Origin of the sequence: Phycicoccus sp. Soil748, from assembly GCF_001428025.1 — a bacterium.
Lineage (GTDB): Bacteria > Actinomycetota > Actinomycetes > Actinomycetales > Dermatophilaceae > Pedococcus.
Genome location: NZ_LMSC01000008.1, coordinates 241418 through 263133, shown reverse-complemented (window position 1 = coordinate 263133; position 21716 = coordinate 241418). Strand labels below are relative to the sequence as shown.

The 21716-nt window shown below is 68.8% G+C and carries 23 protein-coding genes and 1 tRNA gene; 12 read left to right on the top strand and 12 right to left on the bottom strand.

All coding sequences use genetic code 11. The features are described 5' to 3' along the window. Positions 1–15: 15 nt before the first annotated feature. Positions 16–2118 carry a hypothetical protein gene (locus ASG70_RS13765; protein WP_056884412.1) on the bottom strand — a complete coding sequence of 701 codons (2103 nt, stop codon included), beginning with the start codon at positions 2116–2118 and terminating at the stop codon, positions 16–18. Between the two features lie 637 nt (positions 2119–2755). On the opposite strand from ASG70_RS13765, the gene ASG70_RS13755 reads away from it, so the two are divergent. Then, the gene (locus ASG70_RS13755; RefSeq protein ID WP_156400003.1) at positions 2756–3301 is read left to right on the top strand and encodes a hypothetical protein; all 546 of its coding nucleotides are present in this window, start codon (positions 2756–2758) and stop codon (positions 3299–3301) included. Positions 3302–3743: 442 nt separating this feature from the next. Then, positions 3744–3816, top strand: a tRNA-Lys gene (locus ASG70_RS13745). Between the two features lie 78 nt (positions 3817–3894). On the opposite strand, the gene xerC is transcribed toward ASG70_RS13745, so the two are convergent. The 6 genes from xerC to ASG70_RS13715 are packed head-to-tail and all read right to left on the bottom strand — an operon-like array spanning position 3895 to position 9163. Beyond that, entirely contained in the window at positions 3895–5070 is a 1176-nt protein-coding gene (gene xerC / locus ASG70_RS13740) for a tyrosine recombinase XerC (protein WP_235531502.1), read from the bottom strand. Then, a complete protein-coding gene (locus ASG70_RS13735) occupies positions 5067–5276 on the bottom strand; it encodes an AlpA family transcriptional regulator (RefSeq protein ID WP_056884408.1) in 210 nt (69 codons plus the stop codon). The genes xerC and ASG70_RS13735 overlap by 4 nt, the downstream gene beginning before the upstream one ends. Positions 5277–5289: 13 nt before the next feature. Continuing rightward, entirely contained in the window at positions 5290–6831 is a 1542-nt protein-coding gene (locus tag ASG70_RS13730; protein ID WP_056884407.1) for a replication initiator, read from the bottom strand. Positions 6832–6836: 5 nt separating this feature from the next. Beyond that, complete coding sequence (locus ASG70_RS13725) at positions 6837–8438, bottom strand: FtsK/SpoIIIE domain-containing protein (RefSeq protein ID WP_056884406.1); 1602 nt, start codon at positions 8436–8438, stop codon at positions 6837–6839. Between the two features lie 12 nt (positions 8439–8450). Continuing rightward, the gene (locus tag ASG70_RS13720) at positions 8451–8699 is read right to left on the bottom strand and encodes a hypothetical protein (RefSeq protein WP_156400002.1); all 249 of its coding nucleotides are present in this window, start codon (positions 8697–8699) and stop codon (positions 8451–8453) included. Next, positions 8699–9163, bottom strand: a complete 465-nt coding sequence (locus ASG70_RS13715; protein WP_082590771.1) for a hypothetical protein — start codon at positions 9161–9163, stop codon at positions 8699–8701. Before ASG70_RS13715 ends, ASG70_RS13720 begins: the two co-directional genes overlap by 1 nt. Positions 9164–9328: 165 nt before the next feature. Here ASG70_RS13715 and ASG70_RS13710 point away from each other — a divergent pair, with 165 nt between their 5' ends. Further along, on the top strand, positions 9329–10096 hold the full coding sequence (locus ASG70_RS13710) for a GntR family transcriptional regulator (RefSeq protein WP_056884404.1): 768 nt from the start codon (positions 9329–9331) through the stop codon (positions 10094–10096). A 19-nt stretch (positions 10097–10115) separates the two neighbouring features. Then, positions 10116–10841 carry a YdcF family protein gene (locus tag ASG70_RS13705; protein ID WP_082590806.1) on the top strand — a complete coding sequence of 242 codons (726 nt, stop codon included), beginning with the start codon at positions 10116–10118 and terminating at the stop codon, positions 10839–10841. A 110-nt stretch (positions 10842–10951) separates the two neighbouring features. Here the strand turns inward: ASG70_RS13705 and ASG70_RS13700 are convergent, their stop codons facing one another. Then, on the bottom strand, positions 10952–11227 hold the full coding sequence (locus tag ASG70_RS13700; protein WP_056884403.1) for a hypothetical protein: 276 nt from the start codon (positions 11225–11227) through the stop codon (positions 10952–10954). Positions 11228–11998: 771 nt separating this feature from the next. Here ASG70_RS13700 and ASG70_RS13695 point away from each other — a divergent pair. Next, entirely contained in the window at positions 11999–12295 is a 297-nt protein-coding gene (locus tag ASG70_RS13695; RefSeq protein WP_056884402.1) for a hypothetical protein, read from the top strand. Between the two features lie 161 nt (positions 12296–12456). Here ASG70_RS13695 and ASG70_RS13690 read toward each other — a convergent pair whose 3' ends face one another. Further along, a complete protein-coding gene (locus ASG70_RS13690) occupies positions 12457–13785 on the bottom strand; it encodes a hypothetical protein (RefSeq protein WP_200949286.1) in 1329 nt (442 codons plus the stop codon). Positions 13786–14241: 456 nt separating this feature from the next. Here ASG70_RS13690 and ASG70_RS13685 point away from each other — a divergent pair, with 456 nt between their 5' ends. After that, on the top strand, positions 14242–14805 hold the full coding sequence (locus ASG70_RS13685) for a DinB family protein (protein ID WP_235531501.1): 564 nt from the start codon (positions 14242–14244) through the stop codon (positions 14803–14805). Positions 14806–15202: 397 nt separating this feature from the next. Here ASG70_RS13685 and ASG70_RS13675 read toward each other — a convergent pair whose 3' ends face one another. After that, a complete protein-coding gene (locus tag ASG70_RS13675; protein ID WP_056884472.1) occupies positions 15203–15502 on the bottom strand; it encodes a hypothetical protein in 300 nt (99 codons plus the stop codon). Between the two features lie 297 nt (positions 15503–15799). On the opposite strand from ASG70_RS13675, the gene ASG70_RS13670 reads away from it, so the two are divergent. Further along, positions 15800–16222: a hypothetical protein gene (locus ASG70_RS13670; protein WP_056884399.1), complete on the top strand. Its 423-nt coding sequence runs from the start codon at positions 15800–15802 to the stop codon at positions 16220–16222. Between the two features lie 70 nt (positions 16223–16292). On the opposite strand, the gene ASG70_RS13665 is transcribed toward ASG70_RS13670, so the two are convergent. Beyond that, entirely contained in the window at positions 16293–16502 is a 210-nt protein-coding gene (locus ASG70_RS13665) for a hypothetical protein (RefSeq protein WP_056884398.1), read from the bottom strand. Positions 16503–16863: 361 nt separating this feature from the next. Here ASG70_RS13665 and ASG70_RS20080 point away from each other — a divergent pair, with 361 nt between their 5' ends. Next, positions 16864–17604, top strand: a complete 741-nt coding sequence (locus tag ASG70_RS20080; protein WP_056884397.1) for a hypothetical protein — start codon at positions 16864–16866, stop codon at positions 17602–17604. Here the strand turns inward: ASG70_RS20080 and ASG70_RS20075 are convergent. Continuing rightward, positions 17601–18404 carry an alpha/beta fold hydrolase gene (locus ASG70_RS20075; protein WP_056884396.1) on the bottom strand — a complete coding sequence of 268 codons (804 nt, stop codon included), beginning with the start codon at positions 18402–18404 and terminating at the stop codon, positions 17601–17603. The two genes, ASG70_RS20080 and ASG70_RS20075, sit on opposite strands and share 4 nt — an antisense overlap. Before the next feature lie 60 nt (positions 18405–18464). On the opposite strand from ASG70_RS20075, the gene ASG70_RS20070 reads away from it, so the two are divergent. From ASG70_RS20070 to ASG70_RS13635, 4 genes are read left to right on the top strand one after another with little or no spacing between them, the layout of a single operon-like run. After that, the gene (locus ASG70_RS20070) at positions 18465–19469 is read left to right on the top strand and encodes a pirin family protein (protein ID WP_056884395.1); all 1005 of its coding nucleotides are present in this window, start codon (positions 18465–18467) and stop codon (positions 19467–19469) included. Next, positions 19466–20617, top strand: a complete 1152-nt coding sequence (locus ASG70_RS13645; protein ID WP_156400000.1) for a hypothetical protein — start codon at positions 19466–19468, stop codon at positions 20615–20617. Before ASG70_RS20070 ends, ASG70_RS13645 begins: the two co-directional genes overlap by 4 nt. Then, positions 20614–20844, top strand: coding sequence for a hypothetical protein (locus ASG70_RS13640; RefSeq protein ID WP_056884393.1), 231 nt, complete (start codon positions 20614–20616; stop codon positions 20842–20844). Before ASG70_RS13645 ends, ASG70_RS13640 begins: the two co-directional genes overlap by 4 nt. Beyond that, positions 20841–21698 (top strand): SDR family NAD(P)-dependent oxidoreductase, encoded by an 858-nt coding sequence (locus ASG70_RS13635; protein ID WP_056884392.1) that lies wholly within the window; start codon positions 20841–20843, stop codon positions 21696–21698. The genes ASG70_RS13640 and ASG70_RS13635 overlap by 4 nt, the downstream gene beginning before the upstream one ends. Positions 21699–21716: the final 18 nt, after the last annotated feature.

The window sequence follows — 21716 nt, the reverse complement described above, 5'->3', positions numbered from 1 at the left end:
TGCCCCGAGTCGGCCTCAGTAGGAGACGTACCCCTGCGCGCTCGTGGCACCGAGGTACCCGGTGGACGTCCCGGCGTACACCCAGCGGTAGTACATCCGCTTCCGGGGCTGCACGGAGTACGACACCGTCCCGGTGCTGCTCGTGCGGACCTGGGTGCCGGTGCGCCATGTGCTGGTGCCGTAGGCGCGGTACTGGAGGGAGACGTAGACGTACTTCATGGACGCACCGGCGCCGGTCGTCAGGCGTCCGGAGAGGGCGTCCGGCCGCCCCGACCGCACGGCCATGGTGACCTTGGTCGGGATTCGCACCAGCGGCGCGGCGCTGGCCGAGGACACGGTGGACGGGCCGCCGGCGTGGACGAGCTGGAAGTACCCGTTTCGGTAGGCGTTCCAGCTCCACGCGACCTTGCCGTAGGCGTCGGTCCGCAGGGTCGTGACGGATGCCCAGGTGCTCGTGCCGTACCACTTGACCTTGAGGGTCACGGGCGTGCCGGTGGGCAGCGCCTTGCCGGTGACCGCGTTGGCGAGGCTCCCGGAGAACGTGGTGGGGTACCCGGACTTGACGACCAGGGCGGTCCTGGTGGGCACCTTGACGATGACCGGGCCCGAGGTGGAGGCCGCGTGGATGTCGTTGCCGGAAAAGGCGAACCGGTAGGTGGCAGCCGTCGACGCCGACGCGGTGTACGACACCTTCCCGCTCGCGTCCGTGACCGCGGTGCCGGCAGCCGAGTACGACGCGGAGCCGTACGGCGCGCGCTGCACCGTGACGAGTGCGCCCGTGACGGGCTGAGCCGACACCGAGTCACGCATCACCGAGGACAGGGTGACCGAGGTCGTCCCGGTGGCGGTCACACTCGTCCACGACGTGGCGGCGGCCGAGGTCCCGCCAGTCGGCGGGGGCGACATCGCGGGGACGGTGTCGAGGTAGGAGGAGCTCGCGACGTTCCAGTGGTCCGCCAGGTAGGTCCCCGCCACCGGGCTGGTCGAGAAGTAGTCGTCGTGGTTGCAGTCGAGCAGGGGCTCGTGGGCCGTGGGGCAGACCTGGCGCATCGGTGTGCTGGACCCGTCGGGGTAGCACATGAGGTCGCCGTCGTCGGTGCAGTGCCCGTACTGCGAGGCGTTCGGGGCGCCGCCCTGGACCGCGCCGAGGGTGTGGACGAGCTCGTGCCCGGCGCTGGTCTGGTCGTTCGGGAACGCGGCGAAGCAGCCTTGGTACACGGCGCCGTACTGCGCGGCGTAGTCGTCGTTGTCGTTGTTGGTCGGGCTCTCGTCGAGGTACCGGTCACCGATCCCGCAGATGCCCGGGTTGGCGGCAGGGGCGTCGCCGAAGACGAGGTACTTGCGGTCGGCCCGGTTGAGGCCCTGCGAGGCCAGCGAGCTCTTCAGGACGGACCAGTCGCTGGATCCGTTGGTGCTGTTGCGGATGGCACCGGCAGGCACCTGCACGACCGCGATCTGGGGCACGCACTCGGTGTCGGCCGCCCAGCGGACGCGTCGGCCGCCCCCGGTCTCGGCGGACGACACGGCGAACACGTCGTCGATGTTCGCGATCTCGTTGCGGATCACCGCTTCCTTGCCGGCGAAGTCGTCGGCCGAGCCCGCCTCGTAGGCGTAGACGACCTGGACCCGCTTGCCGTCACTGCCCGTCCCGGTGCACGACGGCTCGACGTGCTGGGACAGCAAGTTGGTCATGTGCGGGGTGCCGGCCGGGACGGTCGCCGCGGAGGTGCCGAGCACGGGGTCGCCCGAGGCGGGGTTGTCCGCCCCGGCCGGGCGGGACGTCCCCCGGGTGACGTCGGCTGAGGCAAGGGGGTCCGACGTGGCGACGGGCGTGCCGAACCGGTCCAGGCCGATCCCAGCGCGACTGGTCAGTGCGGCGTCGGAGACGGGCTTGGTCGCATCGAAGCCCGGCGGCGACGGGGCCACCATCGAGTGCAGCACCGGGCCGTTGCTGGCACCCATGCGGGCGTGGTCCATCAGGCGCAGGTTCGCGGCCAGGACCGGGCTGGCCTGTGCGGATCCCCCGCCCGCAGCGACACCGACGGCGCCCACGGCCGCAGCGGCGAGGGTGAGCGGGAGCAGGCGCGTGAAGGTGCGGGCGCGCGCGGAGGAGTTCATGGTGCGCAGAAAGTAGCCGCCGACGAGTGCGCCGGGTCACCGAAATCGCGGACGCAGATGACAGGTCGAGCCGAAGGGATGACCCACGCCAGGCACCCTCGAGGGGTGCGGCATACTTCCGTGCAGGGTTCCGTGGAGGGCTTGGGTGGATTGAAGCGTGGAACCCCCGGGCCTCTGGGGGATCAGGGATTTAGTTCTGACGCGGGCGTTTACCTCGTACGCGAGCGGCGGCATTCCTGTGCGGTGGGACGCCCTTGGCCCATGTGTGGAACGTGAGTGCGCACCGGCTGGAACGCGGCACGGTCCGCTTCGCGGACCGTGCCGGGCATGATGCGAGTTGCCCTCTCCTCCGCTGCCTGCCCCACCACCGTGTCCAGGTCCTGCGGGGCGGGCGTGGTGTCGGTGTGGGCGTTGTAGCGCATGCGCGGGGACCGTTCGCCCCAGGTCCGATTCGTCCAGACACCGCAGGACAACACCGGCACGGCTACGCAAAACGGCGGGCCCGCGACCGCCGCAGTCGGGGGCACAGTCGAGGGCGGTGCATCAGCGGTGCACGGAACCGTGTGCACTGGCGCGGGTCTTCGGGACGGCAGGGGACAGCAAAGGCAGGCAACGAAGTCGGGTAAGGGGACGGCTCATGATCGGTCGACGGTGCGGGCAGGCGTTGATAGGTGGTTTCCTGGTGGTGGCTGTCACCGCCGCGGCGTGCGGCGGCGGCAAGGTCGAGGTCGCGCAGGCGGCCGTGCGGGAGGTGGGCACCGTCGTCGGGAGCTCACGGGGCACGCTGGAGCTCACCGCCGGCGACGTGACCCACCTGGCGTCCGAGGCGGGGGTCGCTGAGGGAGTCATCCGGGACACCGCCCCGAAGCTGGACAACGAGACCCTGTGGTCGCAGTCGATGACGAACCTGCACCAGATGTACGAGGCCACCCCGGACGAGGTCCGCTCGAACCTGGTCAGCATCGCCTGCGATGGCGTGCGCGGGAAGATCACCACCGCCCAGCAGCTGGAGGAGAACATCGCCGAACGGTTCGCCGACTACTCCCCCAGCGAGGGCCAGCAGCTGGCCAACGACGTCCTCGGCCTGTGGCAGAACCTGTACGAAGCGCGCACGAGCTCGGACCCGAACCTTCAGGCGAGCGCGGTCCTGACGTGCTTCACCGTGGAGCACATGGTCGGCTGACCGCCCCGCCCCGGGCGGCTGCTCCGGCGCGGCCTCTCGTGGGCGTGGGCGCGCGGGCATGGGTACGGCCCGCATCCCCCAGGTTCCGGGAACGCGGGCCGTGATGGGTCAGCGCTGCGCGCTCGAGGCGGTCGGCCTCGTCTCCAGCCCCTCGCGGGACTTAACGACGTGCACGGTGACGCCGTCGGCGTCCGCGTGCACCGTCTGCACGAGCAGCGCACGCGGGCGGTCAGCTGCTCGCGTAGCAGAACAGAGGCACGCCGAGTTCACCCGAAGCGCGCCCGACGCCATGGGCTGCGATCCTTGGCCATCTGGTGCGGTACCGCTACGCCATCGCCGCTGCGCCGTTCGCTGCCCGGTACCCTGTCACCGCCGGGGTCACTGCGATCGATCTTCCCTAGGGAAGTCCCTAGGGAAGTCCCGACTAAATCCCTGATCCCCCGGGCCTCTAGCTCAATTGGCAGAGCTGCGGACTTTTAATCCGTAGGTTGTGGGTTCGAGCCCCACGGGGCCCACAAACACGCACGTCAGCGACCTGAGCAGTGCAGTCAGCCCCTCGACAGCGGCGGAGAAGGACACGGAGCAGGACACGCTCACGGCGTCTCCACCACGTCGGTGGACCGTCCGGCGTCCGGGTCGAATCCCTCCAACGCCAGGGCGACGCTCGGGTCCACAGCACGCCGGCCCAGGTAGACGTCCTGCGTCATGGACACCCGCGAGTGCCCCAGCTGGTCAGCGATCAGCCGTGCGGTCGCACCGCTCCCATCCAGCAGCGTCGCCACCGTCTTGCGATACGTGTGCGGCTTCACCCAGTCGAACTCCGTGCCGGCGCGCACCTCCCGGAAGGCCCGGCCGACGTTGTTGCGATCCCGGTAGCCACCCTTCGCATCAGCGAAGACCGGGCCGTCGAAGGCCCCGAGACGCACCCGACGAGCCTTTAACATCGCCAGGCACCACCCGGGAAGGAGCAGCACGCGGTACGACGTCTTCGACTTGAGCCGGGATGCTCGTAGCCCCTTCCCCTTGACCCGGATGACCGTGCGCTCGACGTTGACCACGCCGCGATCCATGTCGACGTCGCTCCACCGGATCCCCAACGCCTCACCGAGACGCAGGCCCGTCGCGAGGATGAACCGCGCCAGCTCGGGAAGGTCCTTCCTCCTGGCGACCGGGTCGGCGTCCAGGATCGCCAGCCAGTCGCTGATCTCCTTGACCGACAAGGCCCGAGCGGTCCGGTCGCGATCAGCCTCCAATGGCGTGACGTCGCGCACCGGGTTCACGCTCAAACCGTCGCGACGCACCAGCCAGCCGCAGAGGCCCGACAGCACGGTGCGGCACAGCTTCGCCGTGGCGTAGCCCTTCTCCTCGAGGACCGACTGGAGGAACCGGTCCATCCGAGCCGTGCTGACCTCCCCGAGCTTGAGCGACCCGACTCCCGGGATCACGTGCCGCTCGATGGCGTCGCGGTACAGGTCCAACGTCGACGGAGACCGGCTGCCACGCTCGACCAGGCCCTCGAACATGGCGAGCCAGCCGCGAGCCCCGTCGGCCAGAGTCGACCGCGGCGTGAAGTCGCCATCCGCCCCAACCGTCAGAGCACGACGCAGCGACACCTCCACGGCACGACGAGCCTCGGCCTTCGACTTCCCAGTGGCGCGGAGACGCCGACGGATGCCGGAGAAGTCGCGGTAGTAGACCATCGCCACCGTCCGACCACGCTCGGCGCTGAAGAAGACCTCCCCATGCTCACCCAGGCCGAGCACGCTCACGCCGAAACCCCAACGGCGAGCGAGGCAAACCACGCCTTCACGTCCTCACCGCGATACCGGACCCGCTTGCCCACCCGACGCCCGGGCGGCCCCTTCCCAGCACCCCGCCACCAGTACACGGTCTGAACCGGCACCCCGAGGTAGTAAGCCACATCCTCGACCGTCCACAACCGGTCGTCACTCAAGACTCTCGTCTCACCGCTCATCACCCTTCACCTCTCAGTTCGATTGCCCAGCAACACGTTTAATCTCCGCTCGGTGTTGTGCATACTCGCGTGCCCGAGCCGCAGCGGCGCGAGCGAGCTGGACGTCGCCCTCGGTGTCCCACCCGATCCCGGCGAAGGCCCAGGACCCGATGACGAGCGTGGTTTCGTCCTCGTCGTCGGCGAGCAGCTGTGCTTCCATCGCTGTCAGGTCCACGGGTATACCGGTGCGTTGCGCGTCCGCGAGCAGCGCCTGGGCACGTCGGCGGGCACGTCGTAGCGCGCCGAGGGTGACCGAGTAGCGGCGGGACTTCGTGGCGAAATGGCCCCGGAACCCCAGCGCGGTGTGCCACTTGCCAAGCAGCCCGTAGGTCAGCTCCTTCAGCTCGCACGGCATGCCCGCGGCGGCCCATTCGTCCTCGACGAGGGTCGCGAACTCGCCCGCCACGGTTTGGATCCGGCGCAGGTGGGAGTTCGATGCCTCGCCGTCGACGGTGTCAGTGGCGGACTTGGTCGAGTACTTCGCCAGGTACCCGGCGACCTGCTCCGGTGCCAAGGGCCCGTTCGGGTCGTCGGTGCGATGTCCCACCTTCACCGGTCGGGAGTCGGCCTGGGCGCCGAACGCCAGCACTCGGTCGACGTCGTCGGCCAACACCGGGGGCGCGGTGAACCGGACCGAACGTGCCGCTTCCTGGACCAGGTCGGCCAGGTGCTGCGCGGTCAGCCACCCGGGGGCGGGGGCAAAGCCTTCATCGGCCTTGGGCCCGTCGAGGCGGATCAGGGCGTGGAAGTGGATCAGGCCGCGGCGTTGGTACTCGGCCACCTTGGAGTACTGCACCGTGACGTGGTCATTGAGCTTGGCCTCGCGAACGTCGAGGCGTTGGGCGAGGAGTCTTTTGAGGGCGATGGTGAACCGTCGCCACAGCTCGGGCGCCCACCACTGCCAGACGATGTGGGAGGCGTAGTTGTAGCACTCCCAGCACAGCGGCTGCCCCAGCAGCGGGTCCCCGTCCTCGTGCTTGGCTAGGCAGGTCGTGAGTCGGCCGTGCTCGCACCGTGACATCTTGGCGTGGGGGCGGCAGGCTCGTCCGTTGTCGCGTTTGCCGTGGACGTGGCCGAACGACGGCGCGGTCAAGGTGGCAAAGACCAGCGGGTTCTCCCCCACCCGCTCGGGGACGCCCTTGCCACCAGCGACGCCGGAGCGGATGAGGTGGAACATGTCGGCCGCGTAGACCCGGGAGCAGGACGGGCACTTGTCCGCCCTGCGGTTGCCGCACCGGATCAACGTCGTCCCCAACGGTTCGGAGTCCGAGGAGTACGACGACAGCACCTCCCCCGTGCCCGCGTCGACCCGGGTAGAGGTCCCGGTCAGGTGGATCGGGTTGGTGCACGACCCGACCCGCGCCACGGCGGTCGACCAGTCCTCGAAGTCCGGGGATAGCAGCCGCTTCACGACCTGTGCCGCGACCCGGGGTGAGGCGAGGTCGAGGTCCAGTTCTGCCTCGTCCCCGAACCCGGCGAAGGGTCGCGGCGGCGTCGCGGCTCCGGTCGTGGTCATGGCGGTCAGGCGACCTGGGACCCGTTGCGGTTGCGCGGCTTACGGGGCTTTCTGGGCTTGCCCGCGGCCCCGTCCCCCGTGGCTGTCGTCTTCGCGGCCCTAGGTGCCGTCGTGGCCGTGGCCGTTGACCCTGCCTCGGCTCGGGGAGCAACTGGGGTCGGGCGCGATGGCCAGGAGTCGAACGGGTCGGCCGGCTTGGGTGCGCGCGGCGCGGTCAGGGCAGCGGATGCGGTCACCGACGATGCGAGGTCGGCGATATCGGCGTCGGTCAGATAGGAGGCGCGGACCCTTCGTATGGCGCGGGTGCCTTCGACCCGGATGAAGGCCACTCCGGGGGTACGTTCGGAGATGTGGTCCGCGGTGGCGCCCATGTCGCGGGCTCCGTCGCCGAGGACCATGTCGACCTGGATCGGGTTGTCCAGGCGCATCGCGACCCGGGTCGGGAACAGATCGCGCCAGCCGACGACGTCCTTGCCGGGGTCCTGCACCGCCGCCAGCACGGTGATGCCGACCGCGCGTCCCTTGGTGAGCAGCAGCCCGAGGGCCTGTTCAATCCGTCGGACGGTGGTGCGCTCGGCGAACGCCGTCAGGGTGGCGAGCTCGTCGATCACAGCGAGCAGGTGCGGGGACTCTACCGATGGCTGGTGCTTGCGGATGCCCTGGGCGGCGAGGGTCTTGGCACGGGCGTCCATGACGGCGACGAGGTCTTCGAGCAGGTCGCACATCGTCTCCGGGGTGCCGTCCTCAAACCTCGAGAACAACCGCTCCCCTGGCCGCAGTTCCATGCCGCCCTTGGGGTCGATGGCCCACACCTGCACCCACCCCTCATCGATCGCCGCAGACAGCCCACGCAGCGACCACAGCACCGACCCCTTGCCCGCCCCGGTCGCTCCCGCGATGAGGACATGGGTGCCCCACAGGGAGAACCGCCAGTCCGTGCCGTCCTCGTGCCGACCCACAGGGACAGCGGCGAGGTTCAGCTGGTCGAAGGCCTTCACGGGCAGTGGGCGGACGGTGGCGGTCAGGACGTCGGCGCGGTGCAGCTCGACCCACACCGATGACGTCCCGGCCCGCGTGACCCGTGCTTCCCGGACCCCGAACGCCACCGCCAGGGCTTCGGAGCGGCGGGCGTAGTCGTCCAAGGTCAGCCCGACCGGGATGACCACCAGGGCCTTCACGATCCCAGCCGGGGACACGTGGACCTTCGTCAGCGCCCCGTAGGTGTAGCCGCTGCGCCGACCCTCACGCTCGGGGACCACCAGACCGAGGCGCGGTGCGATCCGCGCCCACTTCGCCGGGTAGAGCACCGAGAGCCACACCCGGGTCAGGCGCGGCCGCACCGTTCGCCGGTACGAATCCGCCCACACCACCCGCCACCCCACCAGCGCGACCAGCAGGGCGACGACAAGTCCGACGGCGAGCCACCGGCCCACCACATAGTCGATTGCCACCAGCCCGCCCGCAGGCACGGAGACGACCGGGAACCGGACCGCCAAACGCACCAGCCGCAGCGCGGTCGTCACGGCCAGGAACGCCGCCCGGAAGGTGCCCTCGACCATGATCGCGACCGGGTCGTCGCTGCCGAACATGCCACCCCTGCTGGCCATCCCTCATCACCCCTAGGCGGTGCGACGGGCGTCGGCGGCGATGGCCATCAGCTGGCCCTGGGCAGCACTCCACGCCGATACCGCTCGCCAGATCCCGACAGCGATGTCCCGGTTCGGCGCCTCCGCCAGCTCCTGTTGGACCTTCGCCATCTCGTGCCGCATTCCGTCCATCCGCGACACCTCCAGTCCGAGCACGGCCGGAACGTCCCTCACGTCCACGTCGAGGGCGTCGGCCCACTGAACGGCTTCAACGGGGCGCATCACGCGACCCCCTTCTCAGGCGCACCGGCCGGCACCTTGCCGGATCCGGATACCTCCCCAGGCTTAGGGGCACGCATCCCGTCCGCACGGAACGACCAGGCGATGTTCGGCCGGTTACCCCGGTCATCAATCCATGCCGTCACCGTCAGGTTCTCGAACATCACCGGCCGGAACGGGAGCCCCTCCAGCTTCGGCGGCGGCACCGGCTGCTGGTCAGCGCCGATCTTCACCACGACCTCGGTCTGACCCTTCCGAGCCATGGAGTCACCGTCGACCACCCGGACCTGCCAGACCCGCTTGTCCGTCACCTTGTCCCGCGTCTGCACATCCCCCGGCTCCCGACCAGCCTCCCTAGCCGCCCGGATCAGTTCGTACTCCTCGACCGGCTCCACCTCACCCACCACGAACGCCCCTTCCGGGAAGACGTCCTCAAACGGAACCCGCATCCTCTGCTGAATCGCCATGGCTCTCCCTCTCGTCGGTGAACCACTTAGAGGTGGTTCTATTGAGAACCTAACACTGACTCCCGATTAGAACCGGTTCTATTTACCGACTTCTTACCTGACGTTCATTACCGCTAGCGTTATGACCATTGATGGTGGACGACGACCAGAGCGGATGGACGAACGATGGGCTTGGGCTACCGCGAGCTGGCGGCGCAGTTGCGCGGCGAGATCGAGCGAGGCGACTACACGCCTGGCTCGACCCTGCCCAAGCAGGACGACCTCGCCATCGAGTTCGGAGTCAACGTCAAGACCGTCCGCAACGCCGTCGCCCTGCTCGAGGCCGAAGGTCTGGTCACGCCCGTGCGCCGTCGAGGAACCATCGTGCGCGAACGACCCCCGATGCGCCGACTCGGAGCAGACCGGTACGCCAAGAGCAAGTGGAAGTACGGCGACAGCGTGGCCTTCGTTGCCGACCGTGAGGCATCGGGCCAGCCTTGGCATCGCACTGACCAGACGCAGACCGTCGACCTGGTCAGCCCACCACCCAGAGCCATCGAAGTTCTGGGTGTCGACCCCGAAGGCCAGGTCTACGCGCGGTCGCGCACGGTGAAGCTCGAGGGCCGGCCAACCCACACGCTGACGAGCTACTACCGACCCGAGGACGTCGAGGGCACTCCACTGGTCGACCCGACGCCGGGGCCAGCCGGTCGCGGCGGTGGCTTCGCGGTCCTCACGCTTCAGGGCCTCGAACCCCACCAGGTCACCGAGACCTTCCACGCCCGCATGCCTACACCCGATGAAATCTCGACACTCGAGCTTCCTGCCGGCGAGCCCGTCATGATCTTGGAGCGGATCACCAGGACCAAGGAGGGGCATGCCGTCGAGTACGCGACCGGAGTCCACGCCGCGTCACGCTTTTCGTGGACCTACACCTACGACATGCCCGACTGAGGAGGACACCGTGAGCGTCATGGACGATGCCCAGATCCTCTGGGACTACCACCAGATGCACCACGAGCCGCGAAACACCGATGTCGCCATCGGGCTCGGAAGTCACGACATCGGCGTCGCCGAACACGCAGCCCACCTCTACCACCAGGGCCGGTTCCCTCTGATCGTCTTCACCGGAGCCAACGCACCAACGACGGTCGAGACATTCCCCCGAGGGGAGGCAGTCCACTACGCCGAGCGGGCCGAAAAGCTCGGGGTGCCTGACACGGCGATCGTTCTCGAAGAGCATGCCCGGAACACCGGGGAAAACTTCACCATGACCCGCGCACTCCTCGACCGCGAGGGCATCCACCCGACGTCCGCAACCATCATCAGCCGGCCCTACCAACAGCGCCGCGCGTATGCGACCTGCCGGAAGCTCTGGCCCGAGCTAGACGTCATCTGCTCCTCGCGCCCCCAGTCCCTATCTGACTACATCACCTCCATCGGAGACCAGGACAAGGTCCTCACCATGCTCGTTGGGGACACACAACGAATCTGGGTGTACGCAGAACAGGGTTTCGCCACGCCACAGACGGTTCCAAGACGCGTCTGGGACGCTTACCAATCCCTCGTCGCAACGGGTTTCACCAGTCGGATCGTGCGGGAGGCCCCAGATGCTTCCAACGCCTCCGCCGAACAAGGCCCCATGGGTCGAGCGGCTGGCAGAAGCCGGACCAACCCACCTGAAGCGCCCGGGATCTAAACCCAAACGGAGCCCGTCGCCAGAACGCCTTGCGCGACGGCCTCCCGAGCAGCACTAGGGCCAGTCACCACCGTTTCCGGCAGGGACTGGCCCTAGCGACTCCCGCGGCGTCAGAGCAAGATCAACTCGCGGAACTTGGCGTTGTCACCCTCGCCCTCGACGACCATGATCTTGTTTCCCTTGCTCAGTTCGTCTGAAACCAGCTTCCACAAGGCGATGGCGCGACGGACGCCCTCAGTGACAGAGACTCCTTGGGACGTGGACAGCGTCTTCAGGGCGCCAGCCACATCGTTTGCGAGGTTGACGGAGAGGCGCACCACGTCCCTGTTGGAGACGGCGGTAGCCCCTGCCCCGTCCGCGCGGACCTGCTCCTGTGTGTTGCTCATTTTCTTCCCTTCCGGGGTGCACCGACTCGCCGCCATCTTCACTGGCGGCTTCGGTCTGCTGTGGTGGGTGTCTTGCGTGCTGCCGCTGGGCGGCAGTTAGTGGATCGTCGTGGCTCTAGGCGATCGGCTCCAAGAGAGGCCCCTCCGGGCTCCAGGACTCGATGGTGGCGGGAGATTCCATCGACTTCCTCTCTCTCTTCATTACTGAAGTAACAAGCACGAGGGTACACCGTGTCAAGGGTTTTTCCACATCCTGTGCAAGTTACATACGTGTTCTTTACACAGGATATCCACAACCGGTGTGTACATGCATCCGCACTCTACACACACAGATGACACACATCATGTACAAACGGTGGTGACAGTCGGTACGATCAGCTGACTACCCATGCAGCCGCGCTTGCGGCCGCAGCCCCGATGAGAGGAACCGGTCAGTCATGAGCACTTGCAGACCACCTCAAACCCTGCACGAAGGGACACGTAAGCGATGTTGGAGATTCCCCCGCCTCGGCTAGTAGCAATCGATCCGAACCCGGCGCCACCCGCTCCAGACCGTGACAAACTCCCTGCAGCGAGAGCAGAGAGCACGATCGGGGAGGTGCTGGGGGTGTCGGTGCTGTGTGAAGACTGTTTGCCTGGCATGTTGTCCGTCGCCCAAGTCGAGCCCTTGGAGTGGCACGGCGACCTCTGCGAGGACCCTGACGAACGTCCTAACACCCTCACGGAGCCGCCCTGGGGCGACCTCGGCCCCATCCTCTACAGGAGGGACCTTTGAGCGTACAGGGGGAAGACCCCTTCGTGGAGAACGAGATGCCGCAGGGCTTCGGCGCCAGCGGCACCGCTCGCCTAGACGCGCGCCGGGGACGCAAGGAGCGCTGGTACCTGACCTACTGGCTCCTGTTGCTGACCTCTTGCCTTACTCTCGCGGTATTGGCGATCGCCGTCTGGGCGCCGGGAGAGGTCTGGACTCGTCTCACGTCCCAGGTAGGTTTTCTCCTCACGCCGTTTCACACGCTTCTGGGCATAGCTATTGGCTACTACTTTGCTGACAAGCGCCGTCAGGAATAAGTCCAGCTCGCGCGTCCGGGGATCATCCGGCTGCGCCGACCTGATGTCGATGATGACGAGCGACAACACGTGTTGGTCATGAACGGTCAGTCCCTGGTCGCCCATAGCGTCCCCGGACTCCCACTCATCGCCGACGACGAACGCTTCCCAGACTCCTGGGTCTAGCCTCCGCCATCAGGGTTGGCCAGCTCTTCACCTTTGGCGGCTGTAAAGCGATCCATATCTAGGATCGCGCGACGGATGGCGCGGAGATCCTGCGGCGGCACATCTACATACGTCTCCTGCTCGATCCCGGGCAGCATGCCTTGTGGCGACGAGTTCGTGTTGATGAGGTCCACGTAGGCGCCATAGTCGATGACATAGACGTCATATCGTTCGCCGGGCTCATCTTGGGCCGAGTACCCACGCCTTACGAGGTGCAATACGCGCGCCTCGAACAGGGCAACAAGAAGGGGCGTTTGCGCGTCTCGCCGGTTGACCAGGAACCCTCGGGCTCGACGGCCGCGAATCACCTCATCGATGATCCAACTCAGTAGCTCCTGAGCACCCTTCACGCCCTTGAGGGCGGCCTCTTTGTCCGAGTGGTACCACGTGCGCGACGCACCTCGAACTTCCGGCACAGATATCTTTCGGTCAAGCGCCTTCAGGGCGGCGTTGCCAGCAATGTTGATCGCGTCACGAGGCACTCCTTCGGCGGCGCGAACTAGCTCGTCCAACGCCCGCCTGTCGGTGAACCCAAGCCGGACCACGTCATTAGGGCCATTGAGGCCATCGATCGGCGCGACGAACCCAGAGGTGAGGTGCTTGTAGAACAGGCCCAGAAAGAATTCTCTGGCCCGCTCCTCACTCTGCTCAAAGACCATGAAGTCGTCCAGGTCAAGGTTGGCCGAGACGTCGGCGCCCACCTCGATGCCTATGGAACCGCCTTCGCGACCTACTGAGCGAAAGTGACTTTGCTGCTCAATGGAGGCGATCTTGACCGTGAACTGTTGCTGCAGTGGCAAGACGCAACGAACAAGGAACTCAGCCAGGTAGGGCTGGATCGCGGCCGGAACGCTGCTCCACTCGTCGATCAAAAGCCATATTCGGCGCCGGCCTAACTCTGCGCCCAGCTCTCTCAGCGCTTTCGCCACGTCAGTGAAATTCAGGTGCAGACGTTCCTCGCCGCGCCGAATCGTCCGACTGCTGTCACGTTCCTCGGCAGTCCGTGCTCGCTCGCCACCCAGCCTAGCTCGCAAACCAGAAGCGCTGCCCGTCGCCTCAGCACTCACGCCGCCTTTGCGTGTCGTACCGCTGGTTTCCGCGTCTTCGACCTCGATCTCGCCGACGACGGTGACAGAACCGATCGCCTCAAGCAGTGCATCCAGACGACGGGTAAACACCCTATTGCCCAAGAGCTTCTCGTCGGTGATCGCCATCTCAAGGATTGCGTCGTACAACTGATGAAGGAGGTCGCGCATCAGCCTGCTCGCGCGTTCGGTGAGGCCCACTGCGTCCGACTCTACGAACAGGCCACCCGGAGAGCCCACAGTGCGCAGGTCGAAGTAGACAGCAAGAGCGTCGGCGCCTCCCAGCGTGGCGGCTAGATACCGAAGAGCGTGAGTCTTTCCGGTGCCTCTTCGACCGTAGATGATCTGATGGTCGACCGACGCGAGACCCGCGGCGATACCTGAGTCCACGAATGTGTCTCGCAGTTCGTCAGCGTGGCGCGCCTCGGCTCGCTTCGGAATCAGCGTGAGCGCTTGGTTTATTGGGGTTAGGCCAGCCACACGCCGACCTTATCGGGCCAGGTACCCGTGAGGAGNGGGCCCCCGCGCTCCGGGCGCTTCGCGCCCTACGCGCACCCCACCGCACCCCACGCCCGACACGAACGAGCCCCGGCGATCACGTCACCAGGGCTCGAAGCTTCACTCGTTGCTCGATCACGGACCCCGCTGCGGCCTACCGTGGCACCAGGACGACTCGACGACCTGGAGGCTGCCGTGGACCCCGAGGAGATCTGCTCCGAGCTGGACCGCGTACGCGCCGACTTTCGCGATCTCCTCGACACGGCCACGGTCGCCGAGCTTCGACAGCCCAGCGAGGGCACCAAGTGGACCAACGAGCAGCTGCTCTTCCACATGCTCTTCGGCTACTTGCTCGTGCGGAACCTTCGGCTCCTCGTCCTCGCCTTCGCCCGCCTGCCCGACGGCGCCTCCAGACGATTCGCAGCACTCCTGAACGCCGGCACCCGGCCCTTCCACGTCATCAACTACCTCGGCTCCCTGGGCGGAGCACGCGCCCTGGGCTACACCGGCATGGAACGACTCATGGACCGCGTCATCAGCAGCCTGCAAGCATCCCTGCGCCGACAGTCCACCGCCTCGCTCGACCTGAGCATGCACTTCCCGGTCGGCTGGGATCCCTACTTCAAGGACCTCATGACCCTCCGCGACGTCTACCACTACCCCACCCAGCACTACGAGCACCACAGACGACAACTCACCCTGACCAGCACCCGCGGCGGCTGAGCCGGTCACCTCACCCTTGAGCCGCCGACCCTTCGCTCCACCGTCCGCCCGCCTCCGGACCGCATCAAGGCCGCTACGCGTCACTCCGTGATGGCCTGCGGCCAGCCTTGACCCGGCCACTCCGGCAGGCCCCACTGCTCCGCTATCGGTTCGGTGGCTCCTTCTGCCCACCTCACCGACAGGACCCGCATGGATCAGAAGACCTCTGGCGGTTTCGGCTCGCCGGTCCATGAGCTCTTGTGACCGCGCGGGAAGACCCAACGGAACACGCTCAGCCCCGGTTGCTTGCACCAGCAGTCGTCGGCGCAGCCGCAGGCGATGCGACCCATGCGCTCCCGTGCCAACCCGACGAGCGCAGCGCCCACGTACACACCGACCGCCAACCCCAAGACCCGCTTCATGACAGCACCTCCACCAATTGATCCACAGTCGGCGAGCCTGCACGGCCCTCCGGGGTCGAGAACACCCGACAGGCCAGCGCGGGCTGCTCACCGCCACTCGCGAAGGGGTCCAGGCCATCCACAAGGATGGTCGGCGACCCGATGAAACCCAGCCGCTCCGCTTCCTCGGGGGTCTCCACCAGCACGTGCCGCACCTCCTCGCCCTCCCGACCGACGCGCGAAAGCGCGGAACGCAGCCGTTCCTCAGCGACCGTTCGGTGAGGGCACCCATCGAAGTACAGCAGCCGAATGTCCATGACCCCATGATGCGCCTCCCCGAACCCACTGTCGGCACCCGGGGCGAAGGACACCGAGCAGGACACGAGGACAGCATTCGCGGCCCGAACAACCACAACCACGCGGCAGCCGCCAAGCACGAGAACCGGCCTAAAGTCCTCACGGCCGCACGCCTGACGGGCACTCCGTAGGTTGTGGGTTCGAGCCCCACGGGGCCCACAAACCCGCAGGTCCGCGCGGGATCTCGTCCAGCATGCGCGACGCCCGGCCGCACGGTGCTTGGGTGGAGCATGGACAACGCATCTTGGGGGGCAGCGGTGACCACCTGGGCCGTGGTCAATCTCGTGAACCTCCTGCAAGCGGTCGGGTTCGCATCCCGGCCCCGTCACGGCATGGCGGTCAACCGAGCCCTGGGCGTGGTGATTGCCGTGCTCGCCGTTCCGGCCACGGTGGCCCTGGTGATCTACGCGCGGGCGCGCAGCCCTTGGTGGGCCGGACCCGCCCTCTTCGACCTGTTCGTCATCTTCATGCTCGCCGTGGACTACGTCCGGCCAGTGGAGTTTCGGCGCCCTGCCAAGCCGGCCATCCTCGCGCCGTACCTCCTGCTGTTCTTCGGCAGCATCCTGGTGATGGGCCTGTCGATGTACGAGCTGAACCGTGGCCTCTGGCTGGTCACCGTCGGCACGTCCGCGACGCTGCTGGCCAGCATGGCGGTGGCCCTGCGCAGCGGAGAGGGTTGAGCACCTCCTCGCCGGATGTCAGCCAGACCGGTCGAGGGGCCGAGAGCGCGACTGGCTTTGTGGCCAGCCCTCAGAAACCGGGTCCGGGCCCCGTCCAGCTCGGTCCGCCGTGGATCTTCGGCACGTTCGGGTCCTCGTCGCCGTGCTCGTCCGCCCACCTCTCCTGCGGGGTCCGATGGTCGTGGTGACGAGCGATGACACCTCTGACGGCGAGCGTCAGGAAGGCACCGGCGCCCAGGACGAACAAGGCGCTGAAGAGGATCGGTACGAGGACGTCCATGGGGCGGCCTAGAACGATCCGCCACTGATACCGGTGGTGCTCCCGGCGCTCATGGCACCGGGTCCGGTGACGTTGCCACCCGGACCGGACTCGCGCTCCTTGTGGCAGCGACCACACCGTACGTAGCGCTGGCCGTCGTCGGTGTGCGCCCACTCCCAGGAGTGGTGGAGGTTTGTCCGGCACAGGAACGGTCGGGTTGGGGCTGAGCGTGCCATGGGACCCCCTCGTCGTCGATGTCACCACGGTACGGCGCTGTGCGCCTCCCAACACCCCACTCGCCGGATCACGACTCTGCGCGAGGGGGCCGGGGCGCCGTCCCGGGAGGACACTGTTCTTCGCGGTCGCCAGCAGAGGAGTCGTCATGTCGATGTCATCATCCGAGCTGCCTCCCGGCACCACGCCCGCGGTGCCGGCGTCAGGGCCGGAGACGGTGCCGGTGGGCGTCCGCGTACAGATCCTCGCAACCGAGCACTGGAGCCTGTTGGCCACCCGCGGCCTGATGTGGTCGGAGGTCATGAGCCGGATCACCATCCACCTCACCGTGGCCTCCGCCTCCCTGGTCGTGCTGGCGCTGTTCGCCCAGAGCTCAGGCTTCGGCAACGCCTTTCACGTCATGGCCATCGGGCTCGCGGCAGCCGTCCTCGTGATGGGTGTGCTCACCCAGGCTCGGGTGCTCAACGCCAGCATCGACGACGCCTCGACCATCCTCGGCATGAACCGGCTCCGGGCTGCCTACCTCGAGATCGACCCAACCCTCGCGCCGTACTTCGTGACGTCGCCCCACGACGACCAGGCGGGGCTCATGCACACCTACCTCATGGGCTGGCCGCGTCGGACGTTCAGCCATGTCATCGCGAGCACCAGCATCTTCCTCACGGTGTTCAACGCCATCGTCGCCGGGACCCTCTCCGCACTCGTCGCGGGCGCCGCCGACGCGCCCGCGGCCGTCGTCGCGGTCGTCGGCGCGGTGGTGGGCATCGGTTTCGTCGCCGGGCAGCTGGTGGTCGGTCGGCGGTCCTTCGGCACCATCCGCCAGGCGTCCCACTTCCCGACACCCTCCCCGGACCGCGTCCAGGAGGCACAGGGAGTGGTCTCCCTCTAGTCCTCCTGGGGACGTCCCGTCGCTCGCACCAGCGCGGCCACCTCACCGGCGTGGGGGAACACGTTGTTGTGCGACCCGGGGAGGACGACCACCCGGGTCGGGCCGCCGGCCCCTGCGGCGAGCTCATCCAGCCACCCCCGTGGGGCAAACGCGTCCCCCTCACCCGCGGTGAGGGTCAGCGGCAGCTCGAGCGACGCGACCCTTGCCTCGGGCCGGTGGCGCAGCCCCGACAGGACGATCCGTATGACGTCGGTGCGCACCCGTGCGAGGTCCCGCACCACGACCAGCTCTCGCGGGGTTTCCTTCCGGTAGGCCCTGAGCGCCGCCGGCGCGAGCCTGCGCAACCGTCGCTGGCCCGGCTCGAAAGTCGGCCCTGCCATGACCAGTCCGTCGACCTCGACCGAGGGCGCGACGGTCAGCACCGTCTCGAGCGCGACCTGGGCTCCGGTGGAGTGCCCGAAGACGACCACCGTGCCGAGGTCGGCCTGCCCGAGCCACTGCGCCCCGGCCTCGGCGAGCCCGTGGATGGTCGGCGTCACGCGGCCCCGCCGCCTGCGGAAGGCCAGGGCATCGAACACCACGACCTGAGCGCCACCCGCGGCGAGGGCGCGCGCCAGAGGGAGGAGGTATCGCGGCAGGCCGAGACCGGGGAACATCACGACGCTGCGGTCCATGCCACCCGTGGCCGGGGAGAACATGCCACCCGTGGGCGGAGAGAACCAGAGGGACCGCACCGGACCTGCCGGCAGTCGGTGCCAGCGTTCGCGCTCCACGACATCGGCGACACCGTCGCAACCCATCCCTGCCACCGGCCACCCCTCTCGGGGCCAGACTCGCACACCGCGGTGCAGACTGGGCACGTGAGCAACGTCGAGACCGACCCGCAGGAGACCGTCTGCACCGACGCCCCCGACGACGGGGCCGGCGCCGCGGCAGCGGTGGAGGTCCTCGAGCCCCGCGACGTCCCCCTCGGCGGCCCGCGGGCGATGACGGTGCGGCGCACACTCCCCCAGCGGCAGCGCTCCATGATCGGCGCGTGGTGCTTCGCCGACCACTACGGGCCGGACGACGTCTCCGCGACCGGTGGCATGGACGTCCCACCTCACCCCCACACGGGCCTGCAGACGGTGAGCTGGTTGTTCACCGGCGAGGTCGAGCACCGCGACAGCCTCGGGACCCACTGCCTGGTGCGGCCCGGCGAGCTCAACCTCATGACCGGCGGGTTCGGCATCGCCCACTCCGAGGTCTCCACGCCGGGGACGACGACGCTCCACGGCGCCCAGCTCTGGGTGGCCCTCCCGCAGGCGCACCTCGACGCACCGAGGCAGTTCCAGCACCACGTCCCCGAGGCCGTGCGCGTCGAGGGCGCCACCCTCCGGGTCTTCCTCGGCACGCTCGCCGGCCAGGCCTCACCCGTCGAGACGTTCACCCCCCTGCTGGGCGCCGAGCTGGTCCTCGACCCCGGCGCCACCGTCACGCTCGACGTCGACCCCGGCTTCGAGCACGGCATCCTCGCCGACAGTCCCGGCGTGGCCGTCGAGGGGACACCGGTCGCCCGTGCGGCCCTCGCCTTCCTCCCCACCGGCCGCAGCGCACTGCGGCTGGCCAACGACGGCGACGAGCCGGCGCGGGCCCTCCTGCTCGGCGGGCTGCCGTTCGAGGAGGAGGTCGTGATGTGGTGGAACTTCGTGGGGCGCAGACACGAGGACATCGTCGCGGCCCGCGAGGCGTGGATGGCCCACTCCGAGCGCTTTGGTGAGGTGGAGGGGTATGAGGGCCCGGTGCAGCACCTGCCGGCGCCCGTGATCCCGGGAGTCCGGATCCGCCCGCGCAGCAACGCATCTCGCGGCCCCCGAGGCTCGTGAGAGGATCCCGTCGCACGCACATCGCCGCGCTCGGCGTGGGTGTGCTGGTCGCTGCGGTCGCCGTCACCGCGTACGTCCTGACACCGCGGACCGAGGGCGTCAGCGGCGACTGGTCGGCGCGGTCAGTCGGCGGCACCGTGGTGGCGGGGCGCGCCCTCCTGGCTGGCGGCAACACCGCTCTGGACCTGCGCACCGGCACCAGGGTCACGCTCGGATCGGTCAGCGGCGGCACGCCGTACGTCGCCGACGAACGGCTCGTCATCGCCGGCCCCGGACGCCTCGACTCCGTACGGCTGGACGCCTCGGCGCGCTGGACCTGGCGCGCGCCGGCGGGCACCACCCCCGTCCCCCTCGCCGCGAGCTCGGGCACCACCATGGTCGCGACCTGCCCGCCCACCGGCGCCGGAGCTCGCTGCCGCCTCGTGGGCCTTGACGCGAAGGGCCACGAGGCGTGGCAGTCGACCGGTGCCGTCCTGATCCACAAGGCCCCGGCCGCCGGCTCGAGCGGGTCACCCGGCGCGAGCAGCGCGCCCGCGTCTCCCGCCGGCGGTCTGCCCCGCGCGCACGCCGACCCGGTGGACGGCGGCGGCCTGCTGGTCACCGACCCGGTCACCGGCCGCCAGGTCCTGCTGCCGGGGTCGACCTTCCTCGCCGTGCCCGACGGGCCGGTCGTGGTGCCCGTGGTCCAGGACGGGCAGTGCGTGGTGTCTGCCACGACCGGGGCCGAGCCCGTGTGGACGAGGGTGCTCGGTCCCTGCCCGGGCGGCCGGCTGCCACGCCTGTTCGACACCGCCGGGTCGGTCCGCCTCGACTGGCCCGGCACGTCCCGGGCCCTCGACCTCGCCACCGGGAAGGACACCGCGGCCACGCCGCCCCCCGGACGGGGCGAGCTCGCCCGGGCAAGCGGCCTCGTCGCCACCCACCGCGACCTCCCGGTCCGCACCGACCCGCTGCACTGGGGCGACACGCTCCACGCCATCGAGCTCCGTACGGCCCGGGGCGACCCGGACGCCGACCCGGTCGCGCGCATCGTCTCCTCCCACCCGCTCGACCTCCTGCTGCTCGAACCCCGGGCCGTGGTGGTGCGCGACGGCGACCAGGTCGTGCGTTACACGCTCGACCGGACATCGGCCACACTGGAGCCATGAGCCCCGACGCCGGCCGGCCGGCCGCGAGACGCCCGTTCCTCGTGCCGTTCGTCCTCGGCCTCTGCACGCTCATCCTGGTCCGGGAAGGCCTGCCGCGACTCTTCCACGGCATCAGCTACTGGGTGGTCTTCATCGCAGGCCTGGCCGTCGGCTGGGTCGTCTTCACCGTCACCGAGCGCCTGCTCGTGCGACGAGCCGCCCAGCGCGAGAACGGAACCCGCCCATGAGCGCCACGAACGGTCACACCCCCACACCGACCGGTCCCGTGCTGGTCACCGGCTGCTCGTCGGGCATCGGCGCGGCCACCGCCGACCTCCTCGTCAAGGCCGGGCACACCGTCTACGCCACCGCCCGCCGCACGGGGACCGTCGACGAGCTCGAGGCGGCCGGTGCGCGCGTCCTGCCGCTCGACGTCACCTCCGAGCAGTCGAGGGTCGACGCGGTGGGCGCCATCGAGGCCGAGCACGGACGCGTGGGCGCGCTCGTCAACAACGCCGGTTACGGCGAGTACGGCACCATCGAGGAGACCGATCTCGACAAGGTGCGGAAGATGTTCGAGACCAACGTCTTCGGGCTCTCGCGCCTCACCCAGCTGGTCCTGCCCGCGATGCGCGCGGCGGGCGCCGGGCGCATCGTCAACATCGGGTCCATGGGTGGGCGCTTCACCTGGCCCGTCGGCGGCTACTACCACGCGACCAAGTACGCGGTGGAGGCCATCACCGACGCCCTGCGCAACGAGGTGCGCCCGTTCGGCATCCACGTGAGCCTCATCGAGCCGGGCCTCATCCGCACGGGCTTCGAGGACACTGCCATGGGCTCCGACGCCGCGAGCACCGACCCGGACTCCCCGTATGCCGCGCTGCTCGCCGCGAGCGCGAGCGCGACGGGCAACGGCTACGCCAACCCGGTGCTCGCCACGGGGCCCGAGTCGGTCGCCCGGGTCGTCCTCAAGGCCGTGGAGTCCGGGCGACCGCGCTCGCGCTACGTCGTCACCCCCGCGGCCCGCGCGATGATCGCGGCCCGCACCCTCGGCGGCGACCGCGTGTGGGACGGCATCGTCCGGCAGCAGTTCAAGGCCTGACCCGCACCCGCGCCTAGA